This is a genomic window from Paenibacillus sp. FSL H7-0943, assembly GCF_037963265.1.
GTDB lineage: Bacteria > Bacillota > Bacilli > Paenibacillales > Paenibacillaceae > Paenibacillus_AQ > Paenibacillus_AQ odorifer.
In genome coordinates this window covers 4,828,026-4,854,734 of record NZ_CP150148.1, presented here as the reverse complement: position 1 = coordinate 4,854,734, position 26,709 = coordinate 4,828,026, and the positions used below count along the sequence as shown (strand labels likewise).

Sequence of the window (26,709 nt, the reverse complement as noted above, 5' to 3'; positions counted from 1 at the left end):
TCATATTATTTCAGCTCTGTGCTCTTCGCTATAAGCAAAATGCTATGTAAAATGAAACCAAAGTAGAGAAACTCTTGAACTATTATTGTGGTAAAATAATCCTATAGTACAAGATGGGGGACTAGGTAATGAAATCTCGTAATGATCATGGAATAACTGGAAATACATATATTACACTTGTGAAGTATTTTTTATTGGGAGTTGTAGCAGCAGAGATATTTCTCTTTACTTTTGAATTGGTGAAGTTTATCAATATAAAGGGTAATCTCACTCAAGAATTCTCTTGGTTATGGGGGCTCATTATTGGCTATATAATCCTAGGATTAACACTTATTTGGAATAAGAAGAAAAGGATTCAATTATTCTTCACTAGTATTAGGCTAGATATAGTGATCATGCTATTGACTGGTTTTTTTCTCATATGCTTTTTTGATATTATTAGTAAGGTTTTTTTTGAGAAATGGATATCAATAATATCAAGTGCACTAACTTTAAATCAAATAATAGTTATTAGTGCATTACCAATTTTGTTTCTGGTGTCAGTAATTTTTAGGAAACAACAAATAAAATATAAAATTAGAAAGAAAGATGAAAAATCACGTTTTATGAGTGATAGTGAAGGAACCGAAATAGAGGATGATAATTTTGAATTTAACACACAAGCAGAAAAATTTGCTGAGAGTGTATATAATTTTGGCTCCCCCAAAAATTTGGTCTTTGGAATAGATGCACCTTGGGGAACTGGAAAATCAACATTTATAAATTTATGTAAAGGGTATTGGTTAAAAAATTACAAGAACAAGACAATTGTATATAATTTCAACCCATTAAAATATGAGAACAGGGATAATTTATTTGAAAAATTCGTTGATGGATTAATTAATGAATTAAGAAATCATGTTTTTTCTCCTGAACTTGAAGGACTTGTTTCAAAATATGCTAGACTCCTTAAAGATACGAAGGCAACTTTTTCTTTTTTTGGAGTGAGGTTCAATTTCCCGTATAGTAGTAATGATTCGATAGATAAGACTTTTCAGGAATTGGAAGTAGTATTAAAAAGTATCAACAAAAAAATAATCATTGTTGTTGATGATTTAGATCGAATAAGTTTTTCAAGTATTAAGGAAATATTGTTTGTGATAAAAAAAGCGTTCAATTTACCTAATATTTCATATGTTCTTTGTTATGACACAGATAGTCTTAATGCACTTGACCAACATAAATTAGATAGTGAGAAGATATCTGAATTTTTGGAAAAATTCATTAATGTTAAGACTAGTATTTATTTAGATTATAAATTATTACTTGAATATTTTGTTGAAAATAAAAATCAAGCGATAGAGAATGATTTAACAATTGACCCTGTGCTTCTAAATAAATCATTGACAGGGCTTAAAGAGATCTTTGAGTCCTCAGACTTTCATTATTACCTCCCTTACATCGGAGATGCTAGAAAAATAAAGAGATTAGTTAATACTATTATATTGCTAGAGGTTGAACAAACGGATTTTGAAAATACTGACTTCTTTAGTAGTGATCTAATTCATTTATTGCTTTTATATGTTAATCATCCGAGGGTTTTTAGGAAAATATATAATACTGAAACACATGGAAAAAAAGGTTTCTTCTCGGCCAAATACAACTTTAGCGTTCAAAGAGGTCAAAAAGAATATACTAATTCTAGCGAATACCGGGCATATGTAGATACGTTACACGAAAATGAAAAGTTTCTATTGAAAAAAGTTTTTGATGTGGAAAAAAGAATTGAAAAAACAGAAATTAATGAAGAAATGACTTCGACTTATGCCTGTTTTAATGGTTCAGGAATTGGAGGCAGAAATCTTGAAGCGTATATAAATCTTATTACTAAAATGTCTCGACCTCTTAGGATTGAAAGTTATCGATATTATATTAAACAAAAAGATCTAATATTGAAAGAAAAGACAATTAAAGAAGTTTTTGGGTGTGATGAGTTTTCTATTCAAAATAATGAAAAAACTCAAATGGAATTATGGAGAGTTCTAGTGAATACTCCTGCGAATGAATTTAGTGAAAATAAAGCAGTAGAAGTTATTGATTATGCATTAAGCAGTGTCCCAAAATATTCTTTTTTTCATGACGATAATATTGTTGGTTTCCGTAATAGGCTACCAACTTTAATTATGAAACTAATCGATCGGGTCGGTTGGACTGACGCAAGTGGAAGCCGTTTTGAAAATAATCTAAAAAATATAGAAGGAATCACTGATTGGATTTTTGGAGAGGGGAAACATAATGGTAAGGGTGTTCTAAAAACTCTAGGTGACGAGAGGCGCGGAATTTTAGGTTTAATCGATTTGTTATCGTTTAGACTTAGCTGTGATATAAATCGGGGAGGGAACGCATTTAATCTTTCGAGATCCCTTACTAAACATGGTAACCCCAAAAGTTCTATAGAAGGACGCATTGGTGATTCGGATGTTGAGGAAATGCGTGAGATTTCACAGAAGGTATTTCAGTTGTTTAAATCTCAATATATCAATAAAGAAAAAGATATATTTAGTATGGTCAATGATTTATCATTGAAACAATTAACAGGTGAGTCATATGGTTTTATTCAAAGCCAACTAGAAATTAATGAGATTAAGGAAATAGATAAAAAAGTCTGTATTCTTAAGAGCAGTTTGTTGAACTATATAATATATCAATTAGGAAATACAGTGAATAGTAGCGGTGTTGGGTGTGGATATTATGATTCTAGGGGATCAAAAGACAATAAAGAAATTAATAAACAAATGAGTGAATACCTTTTTAGAAATTGCTTTAGTCCTAATGGGAATTTTAATGGGTATCGAAATTTTCTTGATTATTTGCTGATGAATCTTCAAAAATTTCGTGACGAAACAGATAAGTTAGAATACATTGCAAACTTAGACGGCTTTACACATGTATTAAAAGTTGAATCACTTTCTGCATATTGGAAAGAACATAGAAATTTAATTAAAGAGCAAGAATTTGGAGATCGAACAGTTATGACGAGAAATTACACGGCGACCTACACGGAGGATTTAAGAGATGTTTTTATGACGTTGGATACACTCATAAATGAAGAGTTGCCGACACCGCTAATTCAGGTTTAAGGTAAACTATAAAATAAAGAATTCTGTTGTTTGAATTATTGTATTTCTAAAGTATTGCAAAACCCTGAGACACCTTCTCTAGGGCTTTTCTTTATGTTTTGCTTATGGAACCTGCGACCATTGGTCATAAGTTACAACAAACAAGTTATATAGGCGGTGCTGTTGTAAGTACTATTTGTTATTCGTTGTCTGATTCTTCAAAAAACTGCATGAGTTCAGAGATGTTGGTTATTTAGAGTGTTGGGCAAGGGTGAAGTAATTCAAACATTCAGAAGTTGGACTTGAATTTCTAGCAAAATGTCAAATGGATGCTGTTAAATTACGACTCCAATAAAGTCTGGAAAATTGAAATTAAACAGGCTGATCAACATAGGTCATGTAATTACTCAATCGAGATAGTTGAGAATACCAAATATATCTCTTCCACTCCGAGATTTACGTTATTATTACGATTCGATTCAAACAAAAGATGAATCCTTTATGCATAAGGGTTTATTTTTTATTATTTTAATTAAAATATAACATAAAAATGCAAATATCCTTTGATATTACTACGAATTTTGAACATTTAATCGATAGAATGTCGATACAAATTACGATTACGTGTTTTTGAGCAGTTTATGAATAGAAAAGCCTTGATATCATTGAGTTTTATTGATTGTAACGATTACAATTAACGATGTAATTCAATTTCTCATGCATTATCTACAATATATACATGGTGAAAGCTATGTGTATCAATTCTTTTCCTCTCATGACCTGCCTTTATCAATCCGATGCACTCTATCATAAACCCAAAAAAATATTCCATATCGAAAGGGAAGCGCCTTTATTTCTATTTTGTCATGTCATAAAGTATACCTTTTGAAATATTAGAATAGGCTGTTTCAAATATAGTTTTGAAATGTGTCAAAATATATGAAAATACATATCGAACGTTTCAAAAGTGTCGATACACATTATGACATATTTATGGTATAGTTATCCTATCAGAAACAGTAAAGGACGATATCATATGAGCGAGATCAGACATTACGGTTACATAAGAGTATCAACTAAAGACCAGAACGAAGCAAGACAATTAGCTGCGATGAAAGATTTAGGAATACACGAACGAGATTTCTACATTGACAAGCAGAGTGGTAAAAACTTTGATAGACCAAAGTATCAGTTAATGAAGGCCAACTTAAGAAAAGATGATATTCTGTTCGTCAAGGAACTTGATCGGCTTGGACGCAACGCTCAAGAGATTAAGCGTGAATGGCAAGAGATAACACAGGAGTTAGGCGCTCATATAGTAATCCTTGATATGCCAATCCTTGACACTAGACAGTACCACAACGGCTTAGAGAAGCTGATATCAAGTATTGTCCTAGAACTTTTATCATATATGGCCGAACGAGAGAGAGAAAAGATAAATGGAAGACAGACAGAGGGAATAGCAGCAGCTAAAGATAGTGGTGTTGTGTTCGGAAGACCAAAGCAAGCAATAAGCACTGAGTTTCAAGGGACATACAAGGAGTGGAAACAGGGTTTAATAACTGCTGTGGAAGCGATGAAGCGTGTGGATATGAAGCCTAACACCTTCTACCGTAGGGTTAAGGAATATGAACAGCAAGCACAAGCATAAACTCACACTCACACAAGTCTATACGCTACTATATGGGCTTCTGTCTATCCATTCATACCCCATTCACAAACAAAGAAAGAAGACCTAACTGAAAGGGATTCCTTACTGTTAATGTCTATTTTATGGTTAAGTTGCTCTCTTAGTGATTGTCTTGTGTTTTGCCCTACTTAGATGCTAGAAAATAGCCTGAAGGGCATCCCCGCTTAATATAATCCTGTGACCAATAGTATAAAAGCTTCATCAGTTGTCAGGGGGGTGTATTTACATCAAAAAAGCAGTTCGTATTTAAAATAAATCCTATAGCACATCTACTCACACACTAAGGTTATCTATTTTTGTTTTTTGAAAGTGCCAGCATTATTGAATCATTGTGAACTATAAATGCTTAAGATATAATAGACATGGAAATCAATTATGCGTATCAATATTCAAGCCGTATACCAATAAAGTGTTTGAATAACTACATAACCAAGAAGATAAATCCCTTACCCCATAAGGGCTACACCATTAATATCTCCAAATCTAAGCCTACTAACTCGGAATTTATTGCCATGGTAGCAGACAAGCTGCGGATTGAGCATAAGGTTAGTTGAAAGGGTTAGGGGCAGTGTGTGGTACAGTCAGTATAAAATCGATAAACTTGTTTTGAACCGATAAACTTTTTTAAATCTCGCCCGATAAACCTAAATGGTTTATTGGGTTTTGTTTTTATTTAAAGATTAGCCATCTTATAAATGGTGAAACTCAAGCAGGGGCTTAGAACAATCGGGCGAGCTGGTTAGATAAACCAATTCTTCTATCAGAATATAGAGAACTACATTTGTGAGTTAAGTCGGAGGAATCTTCATGAATTATTACGAATCAGGTGTTGAAAGAATTAAGAATATTGATGCGAATTTATACATTGGAATTTCAAAAAAAAGATACGAAGAAGTAAGGTCTAGAGGTGAATATGAAGCAGATGCTAATTTGATTGCAGAGTATTACCGTAGAGTCGGCGTGTTTTTGCAGTTTATCTCTAAGGAAGCAGCAAGTATATACATAGGTATGGATATGTTATTAGGTTTTAAGATGGAGGAAAATGAGTGGGACATTTTCTTAGAAACGTGTCCGAATTTTAATAAAATTGATATTATGCTTATGAAATTAATAAGTATACATTATTTACGCTGGTGCTCTTTGCTTGATGCGCGCGACAATATCGCATTGCAGTTTCCAGATATATATGAACCGATGATCAAATTATTTGAGAGAGGTGGGGGACGGATTAATACCCATCACCACGAACTGGTTGGTGGATTTGGAGCTTTTTCACGCTCTATTTATGCAAATAGAGGAGATATGACACCTTTTGATATAAGCGATGTTGCTCTAGAAAATATAATTAAGGAAGTAGAACTAGCAGAAGGTTACTTAGCGGACTACAAGAACGGAAATTTATCAGAAAATAATTGTATCCGCTGTGGTAACAAATTATTGATCCTACCAAACTTATCGGATTATGGTTATCAATGGTATAAAATTAAATGCGAGACCAAAGACTGTTTTGATAAAAATTTCTCATGATACTTCATTATAGTTATATCAACCAGAGAGGTGAAGAGAAGTTTGGCAAAAAATGTGTTGGGAAAGATTTTTAATGATAAGTGAACCACTGTCCCGGCATGAGCTATCAATAAAATCAATGCAGTAAAAAGACACTGAGATCTATTCATCAGTGTCTTTAATGTGGATACTTTTCCACCAACATTTTATTTCATCGTTCTTGTAATCATTTCATTCAGAAGGTTGGAATTTAAAGTAACTTAATCAGCTCTTCTAGCTCGTCAACCATACCTTTTGCAAGTTCAAAATTATTGTCTTTTAAAGCTAATTCTATTTTCATTTCAACTGCTTTTTTATTTTGTTCATTTTCTAAATAATCTTTATCAAAATGACTGGCATAAATCATCTTTCTGAATTTTCGCATACTCATTTTTCTAATCGTCTTCTCGTCAATGATTAGTACATAATCCATACCATTTACTACAGAATAGAAATCATGAGAAATCATGAGAATTGCACCTTTATAATCTTCAATGGCTTTCTCCAGTGCGATTTGTGTATAGGTGTCTAAATGGCTTGTCGGTTCATCAAGAAGCAATAAGTTTGCTTTGCTAGCAGAAACTTTCGCCAATTGCAGTATATTTTTTTCGCCACCAGATAAAGATTCTATCTTTTGAGTAAGAATTTCTCCTTCAAAGCCATAGTTTGAAAGATGTGCTCTAATCTCGTCATAAGTTGCAAACCCAGCATCGATGAAGTCTTCTAGTATGGTATTAGAATCCTTTAGCACTTCGTCTTGAAGCTGAGAAAGATAAGCCACTTTAATATCAGCATTTATTTCAATTGAATCATGATTATTTTTAAAGATATCTCGGAGTAAAGTCGTTTTCCCGGTACCGTTTGGACCGATAAGGGCTACTTTATCTGTAGGTTTCATCTCAAAGTTAACATTTTCTAAAATCAACTCATCAAAGGAAACACTATAATTATTCACATTTAAAACAGTGATCTCTTCTTCAAATTCATTGTCCACACCAAAACTGATTTTTGGTTGCTTAATATCAACGAATGGCGCTTTAATTTTTCGCGCTTCCAATCGTTCTTGAAACTTAACCCTAGCTTTTAACGCTCTCCCTCTAGATGCTTCTGAATTATAGGTTGCGATCGCTCTAAGATTATCAATAATGTTATCGTATCTCTCTATTTCTTCTTGTTCAGCGACTGCGATTTCTTGTAACTCAATTTTCGTCTGAAGTAATGAGAAGTTATACTCAATATATCGCCCATCGAACTCTTGGATCTCCATGTTTTCAAGGTGTATAATTTTGTTAAAACAATGATTCAATAGATAACGGTTATGCGTAACAACTAGCAATATTCCTTTGTGAGCATTAATCAGATTTTTAAGTGCATTTAGGTTTTCAAAATCTAAAAATACATCGGGCTCATCCATAATCATTAAGTCTGGGCTAGTCAGCATTTCCTTCATCACTTGAATAAGCTTGAATTCCCCACCACTTAGGTCGGATACCCTAACATCTTTTAGCTTCAAGAGGTTGGCTAAATTTAGTTTCTTATTAATATTGCTTTCAAAATCATTTCCATCCATTAAATCAAAGGCATCTAGAGCTAATTGATACTTTTCGAGTAATGAATCAATATCTGATGATGTTTCCATTTCAGTGAGAATAGCTGTTATTTCATTTTGTATCTTAATAAATTCTTCTCCTATATATTCAAAAACGGTTGTTTCTTTAGATTTGTCTAGTTGCGAAAACTGACTTACATATCCAATTTTGCAGGTGGGGTCCATCTCTAGCTTGCCTTCGAACAAATATTTTTCTGGATCCATCAGTATATCGATCAGTGTACTTTTACCACTGCCGCTTGTTCCTATAAAAGCGCAATGTTGTGCTTCTTCAAGCGTAAATGAAATGTTTTTATATAGTTCTTTTTGCGGGAATGCGAAGGATAAGTTATCAACTTTTATCATAGTGTTACCTTTCTTAACTAAAAATAGTGACTATTATAAGATGTATTGAAGAGTACAGATTTTGAGTTTACCGTTGATAGAGTAACATTGTTTACAAGCAACTTCAATCATTTCGCATTAAAGGTATCAAAATCATCTGATAATACAATCTTACAGACTGATAAATCATGGTCATAAAACCTATAAATACCTAATGGCTACAACTCGGAATTGATTGCCTTGGTAGAAGATAAGCTGCGGAAAATATTCCATTTAATGTTATAGTGGAATTAGTAGGATAAATCCTTTGTTATTTTAGATACGTACATGCTTGAATTTATTAAGGAGAATCATAGCTACAGATGTAAATAATCTAAGTGTAATATTTAATTATGGAGGGAATATGAAATTTCATTTGAGATATGTAATACTATCTTTTTGTGTATTCTTCTTTTTGTCAGGATGTAGCTGGAATGCAATCAATGAAAAAGAATTAGATCAATTTATCGAAAGTGAAAATTTGGATTATGTATCTATACAAAAGTTAAACGACGAGGAATATTACATTTTTAGCTTGCCCTATATTTATATTTATCGTAGCGCTTCTGACTATACTAAATCTACGGCTATGATACGAGATGAGATAGCTATTGGTGGTTTAGAGAAAGGTTCAATTGGCCTTGTAATTAATAATACGCAAGTTTTAAAAGATGCTAAAACATTTTCAGTGGTGATTGACAGTAAGACTCGTGAGTATGAATATACAGGTGGAAAATATCTAATTATAAAAGATAGTAGGATTTGGAATCCGACTGCTCAATTAAAAATTATTTTCTCAAATGATAAAAACGAAACAATATTTGAATCAGATTATTAAAGAAGATTTATTGGTGTTTACTACTATTTACATATTCTTATTTTGCTGATTTTCTATTACATGAGTATCACTTGAAAATACATATAAGAACCTTCTTTGCGTATAACCTTCATGCGTAATCAACAAAGTAATTACGTAGATTATGATGATACTTATCTTCAAAGTTAAATTGGTAAACAAATAAGGAGAACTCTTTATGACAATCCCATCAGGAATAACACGTGAACACGTAATCAGTGGTAAAATATTCCTTGGCTATCTTTGTTTATGTTTATAAGAACAAGTGTCATATAAAGTGAATTTGAAAGTGGGAGAATAGTTTATGGATTTAAAGAAAATTAATTCTTTAACAAAGTACCCAAGCATTCTTACATATCATCAATTAGGTGAACGAGGTCGGTTAAATGATTTTTTAACGGAGTCAAGAGGCTTCGCAGAATTAGACGATGTTTTTGTTTACGAAAAAGTAGATGGTGAAAATTCAAGGATCATTTTATTAAAAAATGATAATAACGAAGTTGATTATCTAATTGGTTCCAGAGAAGAATTGTTATATGCAAAAGGAGATAGAATCGGTAATCCTTATGGGAACATTGCGGAATTTCTTAAGCCGTTAGCAGAAAAAGTAATTGCAGATATCCTTCTTGAGGGTGACTGGGCATTAACCGTAATTTATCAGGAATCTTATGGAGGGAAAACTAAAGCATCCAAGAACTATTCTGACAGAAAAACTCAAGGGTATCGTGTATTTGATGTGTTCTCCTTGAATAAGGATGAATTATATAGACTTCTTGAGTTATCGCAGGAGAAAATTGCGATGTGGCGTGATCACGGAAATCAACCATTTTATGATGAAATTGAGAAGAAGAGATTTATTGAAAGTATTGATTTGCAGTCTGCACCACTTCTTGAAACCATAAAGGGTTCCGAGTTTCCAACTTCTCTTGAGAGTACATATTCTTATTTAAAAAGATTCGAAAACACGCAAGTAGGCATCGACGCATCAGGCAAATCAGAAGGAATCATTGTTAGAACAACGGATCGTAAACAAATTAGAAAAATACGGTTTGAAGATTATGAAAGAACGTTTAGAAAGTAATAGCTGGAATTATTATCAATGCTGATATTTTCAGAATTTAGCATAAGGTTCCTTAAGAGATGGCGGTTGTGAACAGCCCTCAAAATACTGCTTATTCATTGGTCCAAAACCAATAAATATGCGGTATTTTTTTGTGCAGTTTTGAACTCCAATTAGATAAATCCCTATCGACTATAACTAATACCATGTCCTTGCCATTCGCAAAACCTCCCCACTTCACAAAACATACAACCATTTGGCAAATAATGTTTGACATGTGAGGAATGTCACTGATAAGATGATGTAAATTAAACCTAGTTGAATAATCGGATAAGGTTCTTCAGAGGATTTCATTATTTTTTTACTCTGAATACCTATTAAATACATAAGTATAGTTTAGTTTAAATTTATCGGAAAGGGTGAATGGAGTGTCGGAGGAAACACTGGTTATCGAACATTTGAATAAAGTATTCGCCGCGCCTGCAGGTGATGTTATCGCATTAAGCAATATTCAGCTGAAGGTGAAAAAAGGCGAGTTGATTACGATTATAGGTCCCAGCGGCTGCGGAAAAAGTACCTTGCTAAAAATTGTGGCAGGATTGGATACGAGCTATAGCGGCACGGTTCTACTGAATGGCAAACAGATCGACGGTCCGAGTATTGAGAAGGGATTTATTTTTCAAGAACCAAGACTTTTTCCGTGGTTGACGGTGGAGCATAATATTGCAGCAAATTTATCGCTTAAAAATCCACAGGTTCGCAAAAAAGTAGATGAATTGATTGAACTTGTACGATTAAAGGGTTTTGAGAAATCCTATCCACGTGAGCTGTCAGGCGGGATGGCCCAACGAGTATCTATTGCTAGGGCGTTGCTCCGTAATCCGGATGTATTATTGCTCGATGAACCTTTTGGCGCACTAGACGCTTTTACTAGATCACATCTGCAAGAGGTACTTCTTGATATTTGGCAGAGCAATAAGACGACTATGTTATTTGTGACTCATGATCTGGATGAAGCTGTATTCCTGGGTGAGCGGGTAGTCATTATGAATCCCCGACCTGGGCATATTCGCAATATTCTTCCCATCGATTTACCGTTTCCGCGAAAAAGATCCAGTACTTCATTCCAAGAATTACGTCGACTGGTTCTGAGTGAGTTTGAGAAAGTAGAAGAACCGGCAATCGATGTTGGAGCTGGTATCTAGATAAAGAGAGTCCATTTTTTTATAAAAAGGGGAGAAATGATCCATGAAATTATTTCGTAATTCACTACTTCTTATGTTTGTTTTGACTGTATTTGCAACAGGCTGCGCTTCGAATGAAAAGAGTGCGGGAAAGAACGACGCCAACAAATATGAAGGTGTGACCATTAAGATTGGCGTGCAGGGCAGCGGGGGGATGTTTGGTAAAGCCCGTGAGGAAAAATGGTATGAGCAAGAATTTGATAAGCTGGGCGTAAAAGTAGAATGGACGGAATTTCAAAGTGGACCCCCAATGACAGAGGCGATCGCTTCTAATAAGTTGGACATAGCGACTCTTGGTAACATGCCGGTGATCGCAGCCCAAGCTGCGGGTATTCCTATTAAGATTATCTCACAAGTATTAGAAGGTACGAATAACGTTGCTCTTCTTGTACCTGGTAGTAGTACTGCTCAGAAACTGGAGGATCTGAAAGGCAAGAAGATAGCTGTTACAAAAGGCAGCAATGCTTACAACTTCCTTTATCGCGGTATTGAGGAATCAGGTCTTAAAGAAGCAGATTTTGAGATTATCCAGCTACAGCCTGATGAAGCACAACCTGCATTTGAAACCGGTGGCGTTGATGCATGGGCTACATGGGATCCGTATATTACTCTTAACGCATTGACCGGTAAAGGGAAGGTTTTGACGGATGGTGAGCAACTGGGTGTCTTATCTCCTTCTTTTGTGATCTCCCGTTCAGCGTTCGCAGAGAAATATCCAGAACTAGTTACGCTTTATTTAAAAGTAACCAACAAAGCTATAGCTTGGGAGACAGATAATCGCGCTGAAGCGACTGAAAGATATGCAGCTGAGCGGAACATTCCGGCAGCGGTAATCGAAGGTACGTTTGAACGTTCCCAGATGATCAACATTCCAATTAGCGATGCTGTTGTTGAAGAATTGCAGAAGACAGCCGATTTTCAATTTAATATTAAGAACATCCGTAAAGAGATTGAAGTTTCTAAAATAACAGACAATCAATATATTGAAGCAGCACTGAAGGAACCTTTGAAGTAACGGATGAAACCACAGATGTAGAAAAGAGGTTGTTTACATGCAATTCAGTGCTGAAAAAGCTGTGATCTCGCCACTAATTCATAAGAAGAATCCAGTAAAGAAGCGCGGACTTTCCATCCAAACGACGAATGTATTGCTTGGACTTATCTTACCAATTGCTTTACTCCTGATTTGGGAGATAGCCGGAGCGATGGGAAAGTTAAATCCTATATTGCTGCCAAGGCCAAGTGAAATATGGCGGGAACTGGTTAGCTTGACCGCGTCCGGTGAGCTGGCGAAACATTTAGGCATATCTGCTTGGCGGGCACTGCTTGGTTTCTTAATAGGGGGAGGGCTTGGCTTAGCGGCGGGTTTGTGGGTAGGCTTCTCATACAAAACAGAACGTTTGCTGGATCCGTCGCTGCAAATGCTGCGCACGCTGCCCCATTTAGCAATCGCTCCACTTTTTATTTTGTGGTTCGGATTCGGTGAAACCTCAAAAATATTGTTGATTGCCAAAGGTTCATTTTTCCCATTATACGTGAACACATTTCTAGGAATCCGTTCGGTGGACAACAAGTTGTTTGATGTTGGGAGAGTACTGCAATTCAGTAAATGGCAGATGGTGAGTAAGTTAATTATTCCAGCCTCACTGCCCAACATCTTTTTAGGTATCCGTTTGTCTGTGGGCATAGCTTGGCTTGGACTTGTCGTAGCGGAGATGATGGGCTCTAGCTCAGGTGTTGGCTATCTAATCAATGACGCGCGATCGTTTTCTTTGACCACAGTGGTATTTGTTGGGATCATCGTGTTTGCTGTAGTAGGTAAACTGTCAGATTCATTAGTGAAGCTGTTGGAATCGAGATTGCTAAGATGGCAGGACAGTTATAGGGGAGATAAAGGATCATGAGCAATCACCTATCCAGTAATAAAATAGAGCGTCACGACGATGGTTTAAGCTGGATTCCAAAAAAACTGCATGGTTGGATTGTACCTCTAGCTCTAGTGGTGATTTGGGAAGTGGCAGCTGCGCTCCATCTAGTCTCTGCGACGACATTGCCTGCTCCATCTACCATTATTGCGCAGTTCTTTTCTTTAATAGCTAGCGGTGAGCTGTTTCGACATCTGGGGATTAGCGCCTATCGGGCAGGGCTTGGCTTTTTATTGGGATCTGCTACTGGACTGCTACTTGGCTTATCTACAGGACTTGGGAAGTTGGTAGAGCGTACACTGGATCCATCTTTACAGATGCTTCGGACGATTCCATTACTTGCCCTTATTCCGTTATTCATTTTGTGGTTTGGTGTAGGTGAATTTTCTAAAATACTAATGATTTCATTAGGTGCTTTTTTTCCAGTTTATCTGAACACTTTCCTAGGAATTCGTAATGTTGATATCAAGCTTGTTGAAGTATCCCGTATTTTCCAATATACAAGATGGCAGCTGCTTAGCAAAATGATTATTCCGGCTGCAATGCCTAATATTCTACTTGGTATTCGCCTATCACTTGGTGCATCGTGGCTTGTACTCGTCGTAGCGGAGATGATGGGAACAAGTGCGGGGATAGGCTATATGATTCAGGATGCCAGAGCTTATTCGCAAACAGATATAGTATTCGTTGGAATTTCAATCTTTGCAGTGATAGGAAAACTTTCGGATTCCGCAATTCGATTGCTGGAGAGAAGATGGCTGCATTGGCGTGATACATTCAAAGGTTAACGAACTCTAGAATTCGAAAGGCAGGGTCATTATGGGAACCAGAAAAGATCAGCTACATTTAGGTGCATTTATTTATTATTCAGGACATCATCATTATGGCTGGCGTCATCCGGAATCGGGAGCGGATAAGATCTTCAATTATAAATTTTATCGCGAATTGGCAAAAACCGCCGAGCGTGGGAAGTTCGATATGATGTTTTTGGCGGATTTGTTGTATGTGATGGGTGCGGATCAAGCAGCTTCGGGTATGCTGGACCCATTGACGCTGTTGTCAGCCCTTTCGACAGAAACAGAAAAACTCGGATTAACGGCTACCGTATCGACCACGTATAACGAACCTTATAATGTGGCTCGCAAATTTGCTTCTTTAGATCATATTAGTGAAGGCCGAGCGGGTTGGAATATTGTCACCTCCCAGCTTGATGTGGAAGCTTATAACTATGGGAAGCCGGAGCATCCAGAGCACGGACTTCGGTATAAAATGGCACGTGAATTTGTTGAGGTGGCAACGCTTCTCTGGGACAGCTGGGAGGATGACTCTTTAATCGTCAACCGCGAAGAGGGACAATTTGCTGACGCGAAGAAGATCAAAGAAGTGGAATACAAAGGGGAGTGGTATTCTACAAAAGGAACCCTCAATGTTCCTCGCTCACCTCAAGGGTATCCTGTACTTATTCAAGCCGGATCTTCTGGTCCAGGACAAGATTTTGCAGCTAGTTTTGGAGAGGTGATCTTTACGGCACAGCAGTCGCTTGAAGCGGCTAAGGCCTTCTATGAAAGCGTCAATTCCAAATTAGCAGATTATGGCCGTGAACGTGGTAGCTTAAAAATTATGCCGGGCTTGTCTCCGATCATTGGAGCGACCGAAGAGGAAGCCCAAAGTAAATATAAAGAACTGCAGGAGTTGATTCCTCCTGCCGCTGTTGTTGGTATGTTGTCTGGCATGTTGAGGTTTGACCTGTCCGAATACCCAGTAGATGGACAGCTGCCTGAGATTCCTGATCCAGTAGAAGCATCAAATGGAATGAAAAGCCGGGTTCAGCTGATTATGGATATGGCTCGTAAGGACAAATTATCGATATTAGAATTAGGCCGCCGTTTGCTTGGTGCACGCGGACATATGCAGTTTGTTGGAACCTATGAACAATTGGCAGATTTAATGCAATTGTGGTTCGAAGAGTACGGCTGCGATGGATTTAATATTATGCCACCAGTACTGCCGGGCAACTTGGATGAATTTGTGGATCATGTTGTGCCCATCTTGCAAGCACGCGGCTTGTTCCGCACTGAGTATACGGGGAGTACCCTTCGTGAACATCTAGGATTGGAGCGTCCGGATATTCGTCATTTTCAGAATCGTAGAGTGGCTGAAATAGGGGCTGGTAAATAAGGTTGGATTCACTCCTTTATCGGTTTTTGAAGAACCAATAGAGGAGTGTTTTTGTTATAATAGAATAATCTGAATAGTAAAAAATCATTCTATAAATGCCACATTTTAAATGTCTACCGCCCTACAATAAGGTTTATATATGGTAAATATTGTGATAGACTTAAATAGTATTAGAGCACAACTACAGTGTTTGCAGCTGCATTGGTATACTGGTCTAAACCATACCAAAGACGGATATGCTTAAACCAAGCAATAAAATGCTTGGGAGGTGTCATTCTAAAATGTGTGAGAAGGAGGAGGAAAATGGTATGAGTCTTGTACAAAAGAAAAAAAATATCCCTAACTCATTGTCTGAACATCCTAACTTCAAATCGAAAGTACCGCGTTTGAATGTAGTTGATGGAAAGGCTAAAATTGACTCTGATAACCGTCTCCAACAAAAATGGTTTGAGGAATTTAAGAAGTAATAGATGAATCTAAAAGCCGGGCAAGTTTTTTGGTATGAAGTAGATTATCCAAAAACAGGAGAAACCGAAATAAGACCAGTCGCAATAGTGGAAATTATTGATGGATTACCAATTTTTGTTGTTTTCGTTGCATTGACCCACTCTAAAATAAAAGATTTTGAAGGAAAGTATGATAAGTGGAAAATTCCATTATTTAAAGGAAGAGACTGCGGATTAGGGGAAAGTTCATTTGCAAAAGTGAATTGCGTAGCCCAAGCGGAGGCCTCCTCCTTTAATTCATCTGATTACATCGGTCAACTAAACCCAATCGATTTAAAGAACGTTAAGAAAAAATTAATGGAATTCCTCGATTCAGGGGATGGATTTTGGTAAATTATACATAATTTTTTGAAGAACACTTCTTCAACGAAGTGTTTTTTTGTACCATAAAGCTGGAGGATACTGTTCACTAGATAAGGACGTCATGAAGAAATGAGGTTCGATATGATAAATGTTTATCTTGATGACTTACGAGACTGTCCAGAAGGGTTTACCTTGGCAAGAACATTTGAAGACGCTGTTAAACTTTTCGAAAATAATGAAGTGAACATCCTTACGCTTGATCATGATTTAGGTGAAGACGCCGAGGGAATTGAACTAAAGAACGGGTATGATTTTGTGAAATACTTTTGTGAGCATGGTTTAAGGGCGAATAAGATTTATCATCATACGGATAATCCTGTAGGCAGAAGGAATATGTACGAGACCTTATTGGCAGCTCAACGCAGAGGTTTTATAAAGAAGGATATAGAAATTTACTATTATCCCATAACAGTCAATAAGTATAGTGGAGATTGATGGGACTAAGAGATGTGTTAATCTTTACATAACTTTATACCAAAAAGCGAGGCGTAAGGAAATGAATGCAGCAGAGTTTCAACAGTATGTTAAGGAGTTCAGTGAAATCAAAGGGTTTGATACCAGCACCATTGAGCAGAGAATGCTGTACTTAATGACTGAGGTTGGGGAGTTGTCCAAAGAGGTTTTGTCGGTATCTTTTCATCCAGATGCGGAGCGGAAAGAAAACTTGGGATACGAGATGTACGATGTGGTGTGGAATATTTTTGATCTGGCCAATAAACTTGGCATTGATCTGGAGCAGGCTTTTAAACGTAAGCTGAAGATTAATGAACAGAGGACTTGGGAGTAGGGTGTATCTATTGAATACTTTAAAAAAATCCAAGGACCTCCCCTGAGGAAAGCCTTGGATTTTTTTTCACCCTAAATTTTATTTAAATGAAGCATAACCTTCATCAGCCATTACAACACTACCGTTAATTGCACTAGCTTCTGGTAAGGAGAGCAAGTATACAGTGTCTGCAACTTGTTCAGGTAATGTTAGTTTGTTACCCATTACTTTGCTCTTCATTTGGTCAACCATTCCTTGATCTTTATATCCTTGGATAATTGGCGTATCTACAGCGCCTGGAGCAACGGCAAGCACGCGGATGCCATGAACCGAAAGTTCAAGTGCTGCGGATTTAGTCATCATAATGACCGCACCTTTGGAAGCGTGATATGCGAATGTACCTGGGGAAGCTAGGAATCCAAATACAGAAGCTGTATTGATGATCACACCTTTGATGCCGAGCTCACGCATTTTTTTACCAGCAGCGATAATCCCATGGGCTACACCATGCTGATTGACATTAATGACACTGTGATAATCCTTAAGGTCTTGGTCTAGTACAGGAGTGACGCGGCCGATTCCGGCATTGTTGAACATAACGTCAATTCTTCCATAAGTATCTACAGTTTTTTGAACCAGCGCTTCGACATCTTCATATTTGGAAACATCTGTTTTGACGAAAATTGCTTCGCCACCCTCTTTAATAATTTGTGCTACCGTTTCTTCACCTAATTGTTGATTGAAATCGGCAACGACAACTTGATCACCTTTACTTGCAAATTTAATGGCGGTTTGTTTCCCGATTCCACTGGCTCCACCTGTTATTACGGCTACTCTTTTGTCTGTCATTTGAGTTTCCTCCTCAAGAAATATAGTTATACTAGAAATGAAAGTTGATATAGTAAAAATGGTTACTTACTAACTTATTTACATTGTAACACTTGTCTAAATTAATTAAAATTTAAGTAAATTTAATATTTATTAAGTAAAGATTAACTTAAGGGGTGATTCAAATGAATTTGGAGCAATGCGAGAATATTGTAGAAGTCGCAAAGATTGGTTCTTTAACCAAAGCAGCTCAGAATCGTCATATCACTCTATCCGCAATGAGTCAGTCCATTACCATGCTGGAGGCTGAGCTGGGAGTTACTTTGTTCATCCGTTCGCGCGGGCAAAAGGCGGTTCCCACAGCAGAAGGAAATGCCATTATTAGCAAAGCAAATGAAGTCCTGATGAAAGTAAATGAATTAAAAGAAGAAGCACAGATTTACAGCGATACGTTAAGTGGTCATTTGAAAATTGCTACGATACCTGGACCCATGCATCTGATGGTGAAGGTAATCTCTAGTTTTAAGGCAGATTTTCCAAATGTGAAAATAGAGATTTTTGAAAAAGGACCCAAAGAAATTCTGGATAATGTACTTCAGGATGAAATGGACATTGGACTTATGGTCTCACCGGAGGGAATGCCTGACACATATAAGGGGGTTAAGTTTGAAAGGTTAATGGAAGGAAAGATTGTAGTGGGTGTACATCCATACTCACCGCTAGCCCTGAATTCAATCCTTACACCGGATCAGTTAGTGGGGCAGACGTTGGTTTTATACGATGATCCTTACATTAAGGACTATGTAGAGCGATATTTATCTGGCTATGGGCCGATCAATTTGCTTTTTGTAAGTAACAACACACGGGCGATTGAGAATGCAGTTGCAGAAGGACTGGCCATCACAATTGGTCTGGATTATTCGTTTCTAAAAATATCAGAGATGACTTCTGCCTTCATGAAAACCATCGAGTTACGATCACCAGATACCCGTGCGAAATATTCAGGAGCTATTGTCTCTGCTTCAAAACAGACCTCCCAGACCGCCCGAAGATTTATCAACAGGCTAAAGCATGAATTTGATGAAATGATTAGACGAAGTTAACAGTATGCCTTGGTAAATTTTATCTAACCTTTACGCTTCCTAGTTAATATTAACCCTATGATGTTGTCCAAGCTCAGACGATATTAGGACAGCCAAGTGGGGAGGATGTCAACACAGTGAGAAGGTATCTAAGGCAAATTAATGTTGTTGTTATCTTTGTTTTGTTGATTTCGTTGTTACAACCGGGGGCAATTGTTCGCGCTTCCATCTCTGATTTACCAGCAACAGACTACGGAACCGTTATTGATGTTCGCCAAACGGAGCTTGCACCTGGGGCGATGTATACCTGGATGGATCTCCAGAATGAACGTGGTTTACAAAAGATACATGCAGTGGAGTTCAACCCGCAACAAGGAAATTTGGAGCTGCGGGCAGGTACGAAGGATGGAAAGGTATACGGTATGAAGGGCGTTACAGAAATGGCCACGTATGCGGATTCACCTGAAAACCGAGTGATCGCAGGAATCAATGGTGATTTCTATGAAATCTCCGGTTTTGCTACGGGTGTTCCCAATGGACTTTTTATGGATGAGGGTGTGATCCTGAACAGCTCGATCTCAGCTTTTACATTCGGTTTAAAAGAAGACGGCAGCTCCATTTATGGTGTGCCGAAGCTGACCAAAAACGTGACGATTAATGGAAAAACAACCAATCTGACCAGCATCAACCGATACCGAAATACAAATGAGCTGGTTCTTTATACGGAAGATTATAATACAACTACAAAGTCAACCAATGAGGGTGACGAGGTTGTTCTAGATATTGTCGAGGGAGAAGTGAAAAGCGGCCAGACCTTGAAGCTGAAGGTATCTGAAATCCGCAACAATCAAGGCAATACGCCGCTTTCCCAAGGAAAAGTGGTTTTATCTGCCCAGGGTACGTCCCGTGCTGTTCTGCAAGGGTTATCGGTTGGCGATAACGTTACTGCCAGCTTTGCGCTCAGCGGAGAATGGAATGATGTGAAGGTAGCTATTGGCGGCGAGGGGCCGCTGGTAAAAGACGGAGTAGTTCAACAAGGTGTAGGGCCTTTAGGAATTCATCCGCGGACAGCCATTGGGACAAAAGCGGATGGAAGTCTCGTTTTATTCGAAGTGGATGGAAGATCGCCAGGTTTTAGTGAGGGCGTAGATACCGATGAGCTTGGCAACATTCTGAAGGATATGGGCGTAGTGAACGCCATGAATCTGGATGGTGGCGGTTCTTCTACTTTTGTGGCCAGAATGCCGGGTACATCTGGTGTCCGAATGATGAATCAGGGCTCAGATGGTTACGAGCGTAAAACCGGTAACGGTTTATTGCTTGTCAATACAGCCCCTGAGCAACCTTCGGCTTCTAAGCTGGTTGTGCAGCCGAATACGGAACGTATTTTGCAAGGCTCCAGCTTTATATTCAAAGCGGCAGGAGTGGACGAGAACGGCCATCCGGCGCCTTATTCGGGTACGCTGAATTGGCAGGTGGACGCTAACCTTGGTACTGTCGATGCGAACGGAGTCTTCACCGGAGGAATCACTGCCGGCACAGGAAATGTAATTGTAGAGGCTGGGGCAGTCAAAGGCAGTGCTGAAATTGAGGTTGTAGATAAGCTTACAGAGCTTAGGTTTCCTGATGAGATCAAAACTTATTCTTCAGGTGCTGCTACACAATTAACTGTGAAGGCGCTACGTAATGGACAAGTGATTCAAGCTGACAACCCTAGCTTCGAATGGCGGGTTGAGGGCGAGATCGGAACCGTGGACGAGAAGGGTCTGTTTCAGGCGACGAGTGAGAACGGGAAAAACGGAAAGATTTATGCTAAATACAGGGACGTTGAGACCTCTTTTGAAGTAAATGTGGGGTTACCGCCTGTAATGCTGGAGGATTTTGAGAATGGCATTGATAAATATATAGCCTCTAGTGCAGCAGCTAACAGCGTGGCGATTCAGGAAGTGTCGGATCTGGATTTTGTCCGCAACGGGGACAAAGCCTTGAAGCTGGATTATGATTTTGTTAATAAAACAGGCACATCTGGTGCTTATTTAGCCGCAAGCTCAACCGCCAATCGGATTCAGATTCCGGGGTATCCTGAAAAGATCAGTATGTGGATCTACGGAGATGGCAAAAAGCACTGGCTGCGGGGACAGATTCGGGATGGCAATAATGCGGCAGTGCCTGTGGATTTTACTGATCAGGTAAATGGTGTGAACTGGACGGGGTGGAAATACGTCGAAGTATCCGTTCCTAAGGGGAAAACCACCCCGTTAACGATGGATATGCCTGTCCGCTATATGGAGACAAGCAATCTTAATAAGAGTGCGGGAGCTATTTACGTTGATGATATTCGTGCCATTTATGGCCCGCTAGAGGAGGACAGAACACCTCCTATTCTTAAAGATGCATATCCCGGCGTGAACGAAATTGTCAAAACAGCTACACCGACCCTTTCCGTCAATGGTGAGGATGATGGTTATGATCCAGTGGTGCATCCGGGAACGACCTTAATCGATCCTGACAAAACACGAGTATATGTGGACGATCAATTAGTGGAGCATGGCTTTTATCCTCCAAAAGGTCAGATCACTTATAAACCAAAGGTTCCACTGACAGAAGGCCGTCATAATGTAAAAGTTGCCATTCGCGATTTAAGCGGTAACCAGACGATAAAAGAATGGTATTTTACAGTAAATTTGGGCTCTCCGTTCTATGTGTACCAAACACCAGAAGTAGTATATGCCGGCAACACTTACACTTTGGACGTAACGGCAGAGAAAGCGAGCAAGCTGCAGGAAGGAAATCTTACGTTTGCTTTTAATCCGGCTGCAGTTAAAGATTTGCAGGTAATTCGGGGGAATATGTTATCAGAAACACAAGTGGAGTCCATCATTGATCCGGTATTGGGCACTGTGCGTCTTAACTTAACGAATATCAATTCTTCCAATCTGGGAGATACGGATCTCATCGGGCAAATTCAATATACAGTTCGAAATGATTTTGTGGGTCCCTACACTCAGGAGCAGTTGGCTGGAGATATTAGCAAAGCTTTTGTAATTGAAAATACATCCGGATCGGTAACTTCTACAGAGGGTACTGGGGTTCCTATTTCTTTTATTGGAGCAGCTGTTGAATCTGTTGTGAAGACACAGTTGATGCTCACTTGGAACCATTATGATCTTGCGAAGGGCTTTGATGCATCTTTTGCGGTAAAAGATCTGAATGGAAGTGTCGTTGAAGGAGCAAAGCTGCTGTTCGATGGAGTGGAGGTACAAGGTGTTGCTTCAGGGGCAAGTGGAACACTAACTACTGACTTTGTCACTTCAGCAGAAGGAATTTTTAAATTGCAGGCGGTAAAAGGAAATACCTATAGTCCTGTAATGACGTTCAAGGTTGCTCCATATGACGCTACTGCAGCTCCGCGTAATGTTAATGTTACGATGGGCCAAGATGCAGCAACTTCTCGCCAGTTCACTTGGCAGACAGAACCGTTGACTATGGATACTGTAGTAGAACTTGTGAAAAAAGCGGAGTTTACAAGCTTTCAAGCTGCGAATGTAATAAAAATTACCGGCAGCAGTTCAATTTACAACACCAACAATGACGGAACGATGCGAGTTCATAAAGCGGAGGCCACTGCGCTTACCCCCGGAACGGAATATGTATATCGTGTGGGTGATGGCGAGTCAAATGTAAGTGAGCAAGGAGCTTTTGTTACAAGTGGTGGTGAGGACACTTCTACAAAATTCCTGTTTATCGGAGATTCCCAAGCAGATTCTAAGGCTGGTTTTGGTCTTTGGAGAGATACGATTGAAGCGGCTTACGCGTATATGCCGGATGCGGAAATGCTGGTTCATGCTGGAGATATGGTGGATAAGGGCTTTGAACAAGAGCAGTGGAACTGGTGGTTTGATGCAGCTCAAAAGCAGCTGATGAATACCACACTTGTTCCGATTATCGGGAACCATGAAGTGATGGGAACCAATGGAGATGGGGATTATCTGGCGCAATTCAATAACCCGCAAAACGGTGCGGCGAGCGTAAAAGGTACGAATTATTCTTTTGATATTAAGGATACGCACTTTGTGGTTATGAATACAGAGCATTCAGGTAGTCCGTTCACTGAACAGGCCGAGTGGTTGGATCAGGATCTTTCCGCTACAGATAAAAAGTGGAAGGTGATTTTTTTCCATCAAGGACCGTACGGCAGCATCTATTCGAATGAGCAGGTACAAGCGAAGTGGGTTCCGGTCTTTGATAAGCACAACGTAGATTTGGTGATGAACGGTCATGATCATATCTATTTGCGAACTTTTCCAATGAAGGAGGGTAAACAGGTTGCAGAAGGCGAAGGCACTCGGTATGTTATCGGCGGTTCCTCGGGTCCTAAGTTCTATGCACTGACACCACGTTTTTGGCAGGAAAAAATATATGACGAAGATGAGCAAATCTATACGGCTGTTGAGATTGAGAAGAACGAGATTACGGTTACCGCAAGAACAGTAGACGGAGTTGAGATTGACCGTTTAGTAATCGGCAAATTGGTTCCGGAATCCATTACGCTGGATCAAACTGCTGTAGAGCTTGAGCCTGGGGCTAGCCTGCAATTGCAAGCTAAGGTGGGGCCGGAAGAGGCTAATCATCTGACAAAGCTTTGGTCCATCGTTCCTGATACGGCAGAATCAGTTGTTACTGTAAATGAAAATGGCTTGGTTACTGCATTGAAGCCAGGGACAGCTAAGATAAGAGTCACAGTGACAGGTTACCCGAATATTTTTGCTGAAAGTACGATAACTGTAGATGCGCTGCAAGCAATTAAGCTTCAGGGAAAGAGACAGCTTAAACCGGAAGAAGTCGACCAATCTGTAACAGAAGCTGTCTACGCATCTGGTAAACGAATCGCTATATTAGATGGACTTCATTATTCCAGCTTGAATGAGCATATTGCTACGATCAATGAACAGGGTTTAGTTCAGGCTCATCAGGAAGGCTCCACTGTGATTTCAGTAACCTATAGGGAGTTCGCCTCGGAGTATAACCTTGTCGTAACAAATGATGAGACACCTATTCTTACAGAAATAACGATGAATGGGCCAGATTCGCTGGAACAAGGAAGTAAAGGCTCCGTTGTTGTTCAGGCGGTATACAGTGACGGCAGCAAGCAAGAATTGTTCGAGGGAGTAATCTTTGATACATCTGATCATTCCATTGCAATGATTAGTGAGGCTGGAGAACTTCATGCTTTGAGTGCTGGTACAACAAAAGTCAGCGCTGTTTATAACGGTTTGAGCACTGAATATATTCTGATAGTGACTGAGGGCTCGCCGGGTACGACACCAAGCCCAGAGCCAACACCAACGCCGACACCGACACCAACACCACGTCCAGAGCCAACATCAACGCCGGGTGCTTGGGTGCCGGGACCTGCGGTGACACCAACGCCAACCGCTACACCAACTCCGTCGGCATCAGCACAAACGGGCGTAGTCACCATAACGGCTTCTCAACTGTCAGAGAGCAAGAATGCTCAAGGTGAAGTTGTGGTTTCTGTTAATGGGGCGATTACGGAATTACTTCTGCCAGGCAATGCAGCAGAGCTGCTTGGACGCGCACCGCTTAGAGTGGTTATGCAGGATTTATCCGTTACGATTCCTGCTACAGTACTGGCAGAACTAAGTAAGCTAATCTCAGCTGAGGCTCTTGCCAAGAGTACGATTTCACTACGGCTGAAACCTGTAGCTGATAATACAGCAGTGGATCTGTTGGCTCGTGCAAGTGCACTTGCGGGTGCACAATTGCGGGCGAAAAGTGATCTGCGGGAATGGTCGCTTAGCATATTCACACAAAATGATCAGTCCTTCTCGTTAAGACAGTTTGCAGAGCCGATTATGATTTCATATAAGGTCGGTGCAGATGTAGATCGAAGCTTATTAGGTATTTATTTTATCGAAGACGTGGGTAAATTAGAGTATATGAGCAGTACATGGACGAATGGTTATCTATCTGCTGCCGTCAGTCATTTTAGTAAATACATTGTTTTAGAAGTTGATAAAACATTCAAAGATTTGAAGTCCGATCACTGGGCTTACCTTGCTGTGAAGCAGCTTGCGGTAAAACAGCTTGTACAGGGTGTAGCTGCGGACCGATTTGATCCGAACCGTGCGGTTACACGGGCGGAGTTCACAGCGATGTTAGTTCGTGCGCTTGGCTTGAAAGGTCAAGCGGAACCTGGTTTCGCTGATGTAACTGCAGATAAATGGTATGCAGAAGCAGTAGGGTTAGCCAAACAAGCAGGAGTGATTAACGGCCAGACTGCTTCACAGTTTGAACCGGAGGCGAAGATTTCCCGCCAGGAGATGGCTGCAATGCTGGCTCGTGCATATGCTTACGCGAAGAGTAATGTATCTGTAGCTAGCCGTAACATTTCGGCATTCAACGATATTGGTTATGCTCCACAGTGGGCTCAAGAGGCAATCAGCGAAGTGTACAGACTTGGTCTGATGCAAGGACGGGCTGAAGGACAATTTGCACCGAACCAAAACGGAACACGTGCTGAAAGTGCACAGATGATCCTCAACCTGCTGAGTGTTATGGAGTAATGATTGTGGCCAGTCTCAGGTTGATGGGGACTGGCTGTTTTTTTGATAATTGGATTAGTTGGATATGTGCAGGGTACGCACGTATGTACACAGAGGGGGAAAGCGAATTAAAAGTAAAAACAGGTGGTGAGACACAAAGGATTGGAGAAGGGAAAATGGAGAACGGAAAGTTAAGGCACGCTCGCTGAGGCAGGCTAAAGTACGCTCGCTGAGGAACGCTAAAGCTAAAGTACGCTCGCTGAGGCAGGCTAAAGTACGCTCGCTGAGGCAGGCTAAAGTACGCTCGCTGAGGAACGGCTAAAGCTAAAGTACGCCAACAGCGATGCACACTTGGTAAGTTCGGCTCGGGTGAGCTCCGTTTATCAAGAAAGTTTGTTTTAACAGATAGCCTCGATGGTTTGGGATCGTAACGGACTGTATTGCCGCTATTTTAAGTTTTTGGTCCATATTTCCAACTTTTCGGACTCCATAGCTCTTATTGTCATACTTTTGCCCGGAATCGTAATATATTTTAATGAATAGCTGCATCTGAGTCCGATAGATGAGCAGAATGGCTGAAATCAGCTTAATAAGGTCTCCTCGGTCCGATGAGGTAGAATTGAGTGAGCAAGGTGAGTTACTTGAGTCAGGTGAGCCAAGTGGAGCTAGGTGAGTCAGGTGAGTCAGGTGAGCTAGGTGAGCTAGTTGAGTAAGGTGAGTAAGGTGAGTAAGATGAGTAATATGAGCTTAGGTGAGCTAGGTGAGTATAGTGAGTGAGGCGTGCAAGTTGAGCTAGTTAAGTAAAGTTAGTAAAGTGAGCAGAAAGTGGAAGGTAAGACCAAGAAGATGAATAGGGCTTAAGCAGAAAGTAAAACTGAGGCGAGTAACGAACATATTCCAAATCCTTACAGACGGGCGCCGAGTCTTTTTCCGGTATTTTGTAAAGATAGGGTTATATTGGGCGTGGAATACTGGGAATTACTCTTCAGAGGCAAGTAAAAACAAGGAATAATTGTTATTAGCCAACACA

The 26,709-nt window shown here is 39.4% G+C and carries 18 protein-coding genes and 1 pseudogene; 17 read left to right on the top strand and 2 right to left on the bottom strand.

Annotation, left to right across the window (positions count from 1 at the left end):
• Window positions 1-128 precede the first annotated feature (128 nt).
• The 4 genes and pseudogenes from NSQ55_RS21305 to NSQ55_RS21290 all read left to right on the top strand — a co-directional run bounded on the left by NSQ55_RS21305 (window position 129) and on the right by NSQ55_RS21290 (window position 6,315).
• Complete coding sequence (locus NSQ55_RS21305) at window positions 129-3,119, top strand: P-loop NTPase fold protein (protein WP_339168986.1); 2,991 nt, start codon at window positions 129-131, stop codon at window positions 3,117-3,119.
• A gap of 1,015 nt (window positions 3,120-4,134) precedes the next feature.
• Entirely contained in the window at window positions 4,135-4,749 is a 615-nt protein-coding gene (locus NSQ55_RS21300; protein WP_339168984.1) for a recombinase family protein, read from the top strand.
• Between the two features lie 476 nt (window positions 4,750-5,225).
• A pseudogene (locus tag NSQ55_RS21295) lies at window positions 5,226-5,342 on the top strand (sporulation initiation factor Spo0A C-terminal domain-containing protein); the annotation flags it as partial.
• Between the two features lie 253 nt (window positions 5,343-5,595).
• Entirely contained in the window at window positions 5,596-6,315 is a 720-nt protein-coding gene (locus NSQ55_RS21290; RefSeq protein WP_076281391.1) for a hypothetical protein, read from the top strand.
• 229 nt (window positions 6,316-6,544) lie between these two features.
• Here NSQ55_RS21290 and NSQ55_RS21285 read toward each other — a convergent pair whose 3' ends face one another.
• Window positions 6,545-8,287 (bottom strand): ATP-binding cassette domain-containing protein, encoded by a 1,743-nt coding sequence (locus NSQ55_RS21285; protein WP_339168980.1) that lies wholly within the window; start codon window positions 8,285-8,287, stop codon window positions 6,545-6,547.
• Between the two features lie 382 nt (window positions 8,288-8,669).
• Here NSQ55_RS21285 and NSQ55_RS21280 point away from each other — a divergent pair, with 382 nt between their 5' ends.
• The 11 genes from NSQ55_RS21280 (at window position 8,670) to NSQ55_RS21230 (ending at window position 17,224) form a co-directional block, all read left to right on the top strand.
• The gene (locus tag NSQ55_RS21280) at window positions 8,670-9,143 is read left to right on the top strand and encodes a hypothetical protein (protein ID WP_076184159.1); all 474 of its coding nucleotides are present in this window, start codon (window positions 8,670-8,672) and stop codon (window positions 9,141-9,143) included.
• Between the two features lie 322 nt (window positions 9,144-9,465).
• Window positions 9,466-10,242 (top strand): RNA ligase family protein, encoded by a 777-nt coding sequence (locus NSQ55_RS21275; RefSeq protein ID WP_339168978.1) that lies wholly within the window; start codon window positions 9,466-9,468, stop codon window positions 10,240-10,242.
• Window positions 10,243-10,649: 407 nt separating this feature from the next.
• Window positions 10,650-11,426 carry an ABC transporter ATP-binding protein gene (locus tag NSQ55_RS21270; RefSeq protein WP_339168976.1) on the top strand — a complete coding sequence of 259 codons (777 nt, stop codon included), beginning with the start codon at window positions 10,650-10,652 and terminating at the stop codon, window positions 11,424-11,426.
• A gap of 43 nt (window positions 11,427-11,469) precedes the next feature.
• Window positions 11,470-12,480 carry an aliphatic sulfonate ABC transporter substrate-binding protein gene (locus NSQ55_RS21265; protein WP_076129472.1) on the top strand — a complete coding sequence of 337 codons (1,011 nt, stop codon included), beginning with the start codon at window positions 11,470-11,472 and terminating at the stop codon, window positions 12,478-12,480.
• Window positions 12,481-12,517: 37 nt separating this feature from the next.
• The gene (locus NSQ55_RS21260; protein ID WP_076129473.1) at window positions 12,518-13,369 is read left to right on the top strand and encodes an ABC transporter permease; all 852 of its coding nucleotides are present in this window, start codon (window positions 12,518-12,520) and stop codon (window positions 13,367-13,369) included.
• Complete coding sequence (locus tag NSQ55_RS21255) at window positions 13,366-14,178, top strand: ABC transporter permease (protein WP_076129474.1); 813 nt, start codon at window positions 13,366-13,368, stop codon at window positions 14,176-14,178. Before NSQ55_RS21260 ends, NSQ55_RS21255 begins: the two co-directional genes overlap by 4 nt.
• Window positions 14,179-14,209: 31 nt before the next feature.
• Window positions 14,210-15,568, top strand: coding sequence for an LLM class flavin-dependent oxidoreductase (locus tag NSQ55_RS21250; protein ID WP_076098651.1), 1,359 nt, complete (start codon window positions 14,210-14,212; stop codon window positions 15,566-15,568).
• Between the two features lie 308 nt (window positions 15,569-15,876).
• Window positions 15,877-16,035, top strand: coding sequence for a hypothetical protein (locus NSQ55_RS21245; RefSeq protein WP_175618933.1), 159 nt, complete (start codon window positions 15,877-15,879; stop codon window positions 16,033-16,035).
• A 3-nt stretch (window positions 16,036-16,038) separates the two neighbouring features.
• Window positions 16,039-16,407, top strand: a complete 369-nt coding sequence (locus NSQ55_RS21240) for a type II toxin-antitoxin system PemK/MazF family toxin (protein ID WP_076129476.1) — start codon at window positions 16,039-16,041, stop codon at window positions 16,405-16,407.
• Window positions 16,408-16,518: 111 nt separating this feature from the next.
• Window positions 16,519-16,872 (top strand): cyclic-phosphate processing receiver domain-containing protein, encoded by a 354-nt coding sequence (locus NSQ55_RS21235; RefSeq protein ID WP_175618934.1) that lies wholly within the window; start codon window positions 16,519-16,521, stop codon window positions 16,870-16,872.
• 61 nt (window positions 16,873-16,933) lie between these two features.
• Window positions 16,934-17,224, top strand: a complete 291-nt coding sequence (locus NSQ55_RS21230; protein ID WP_076220766.1) for a MazG nucleotide pyrophosphohydrolase domain-containing protein — start codon at window positions 16,934-16,936, stop codon at window positions 17,222-17,224.
• Between the two features lie 78 nt (window positions 17,225-17,302).
• Here NSQ55_RS21230 and NSQ55_RS21225 read toward each other — a convergent pair whose 3' ends face one another.
• Window positions 17,303-18,052, bottom strand: a complete 750-nt coding sequence (locus NSQ55_RS21225) for an SDR family oxidoreductase (protein WP_076129478.1) — start codon at window positions 18,050-18,052, stop codon at window positions 17,303-17,305.
• 164 nt (window positions 18,053-18,216) lie between these two features.
• Here NSQ55_RS21225 and NSQ55_RS21220 point away from each other — a divergent pair, with 164 nt between their 5' ends.
• Window positions 18,217-19,134 carry a LysR family transcriptional regulator gene (locus NSQ55_RS21220; protein WP_339168971.1) on the top strand — a complete coding sequence of 306 codons (918 nt, stop codon included), beginning with the start codon at window positions 18,217-18,219 and terminating at the stop codon, window positions 19,132-19,134.
• A gap of 116 nt (window positions 19,135-19,250) precedes the next feature.
• Window positions 19,251-25,700 (top strand): phosphodiester glycosidase family protein, encoded by a 6,450-nt coding sequence (locus NSQ55_RS21215; protein WP_339168970.1) that lies wholly within the window; start codon window positions 19,251-19,253, stop codon window positions 25,698-25,700.
• Window positions 25,701-26,709: the final 1,009 nt, after the last annotated feature.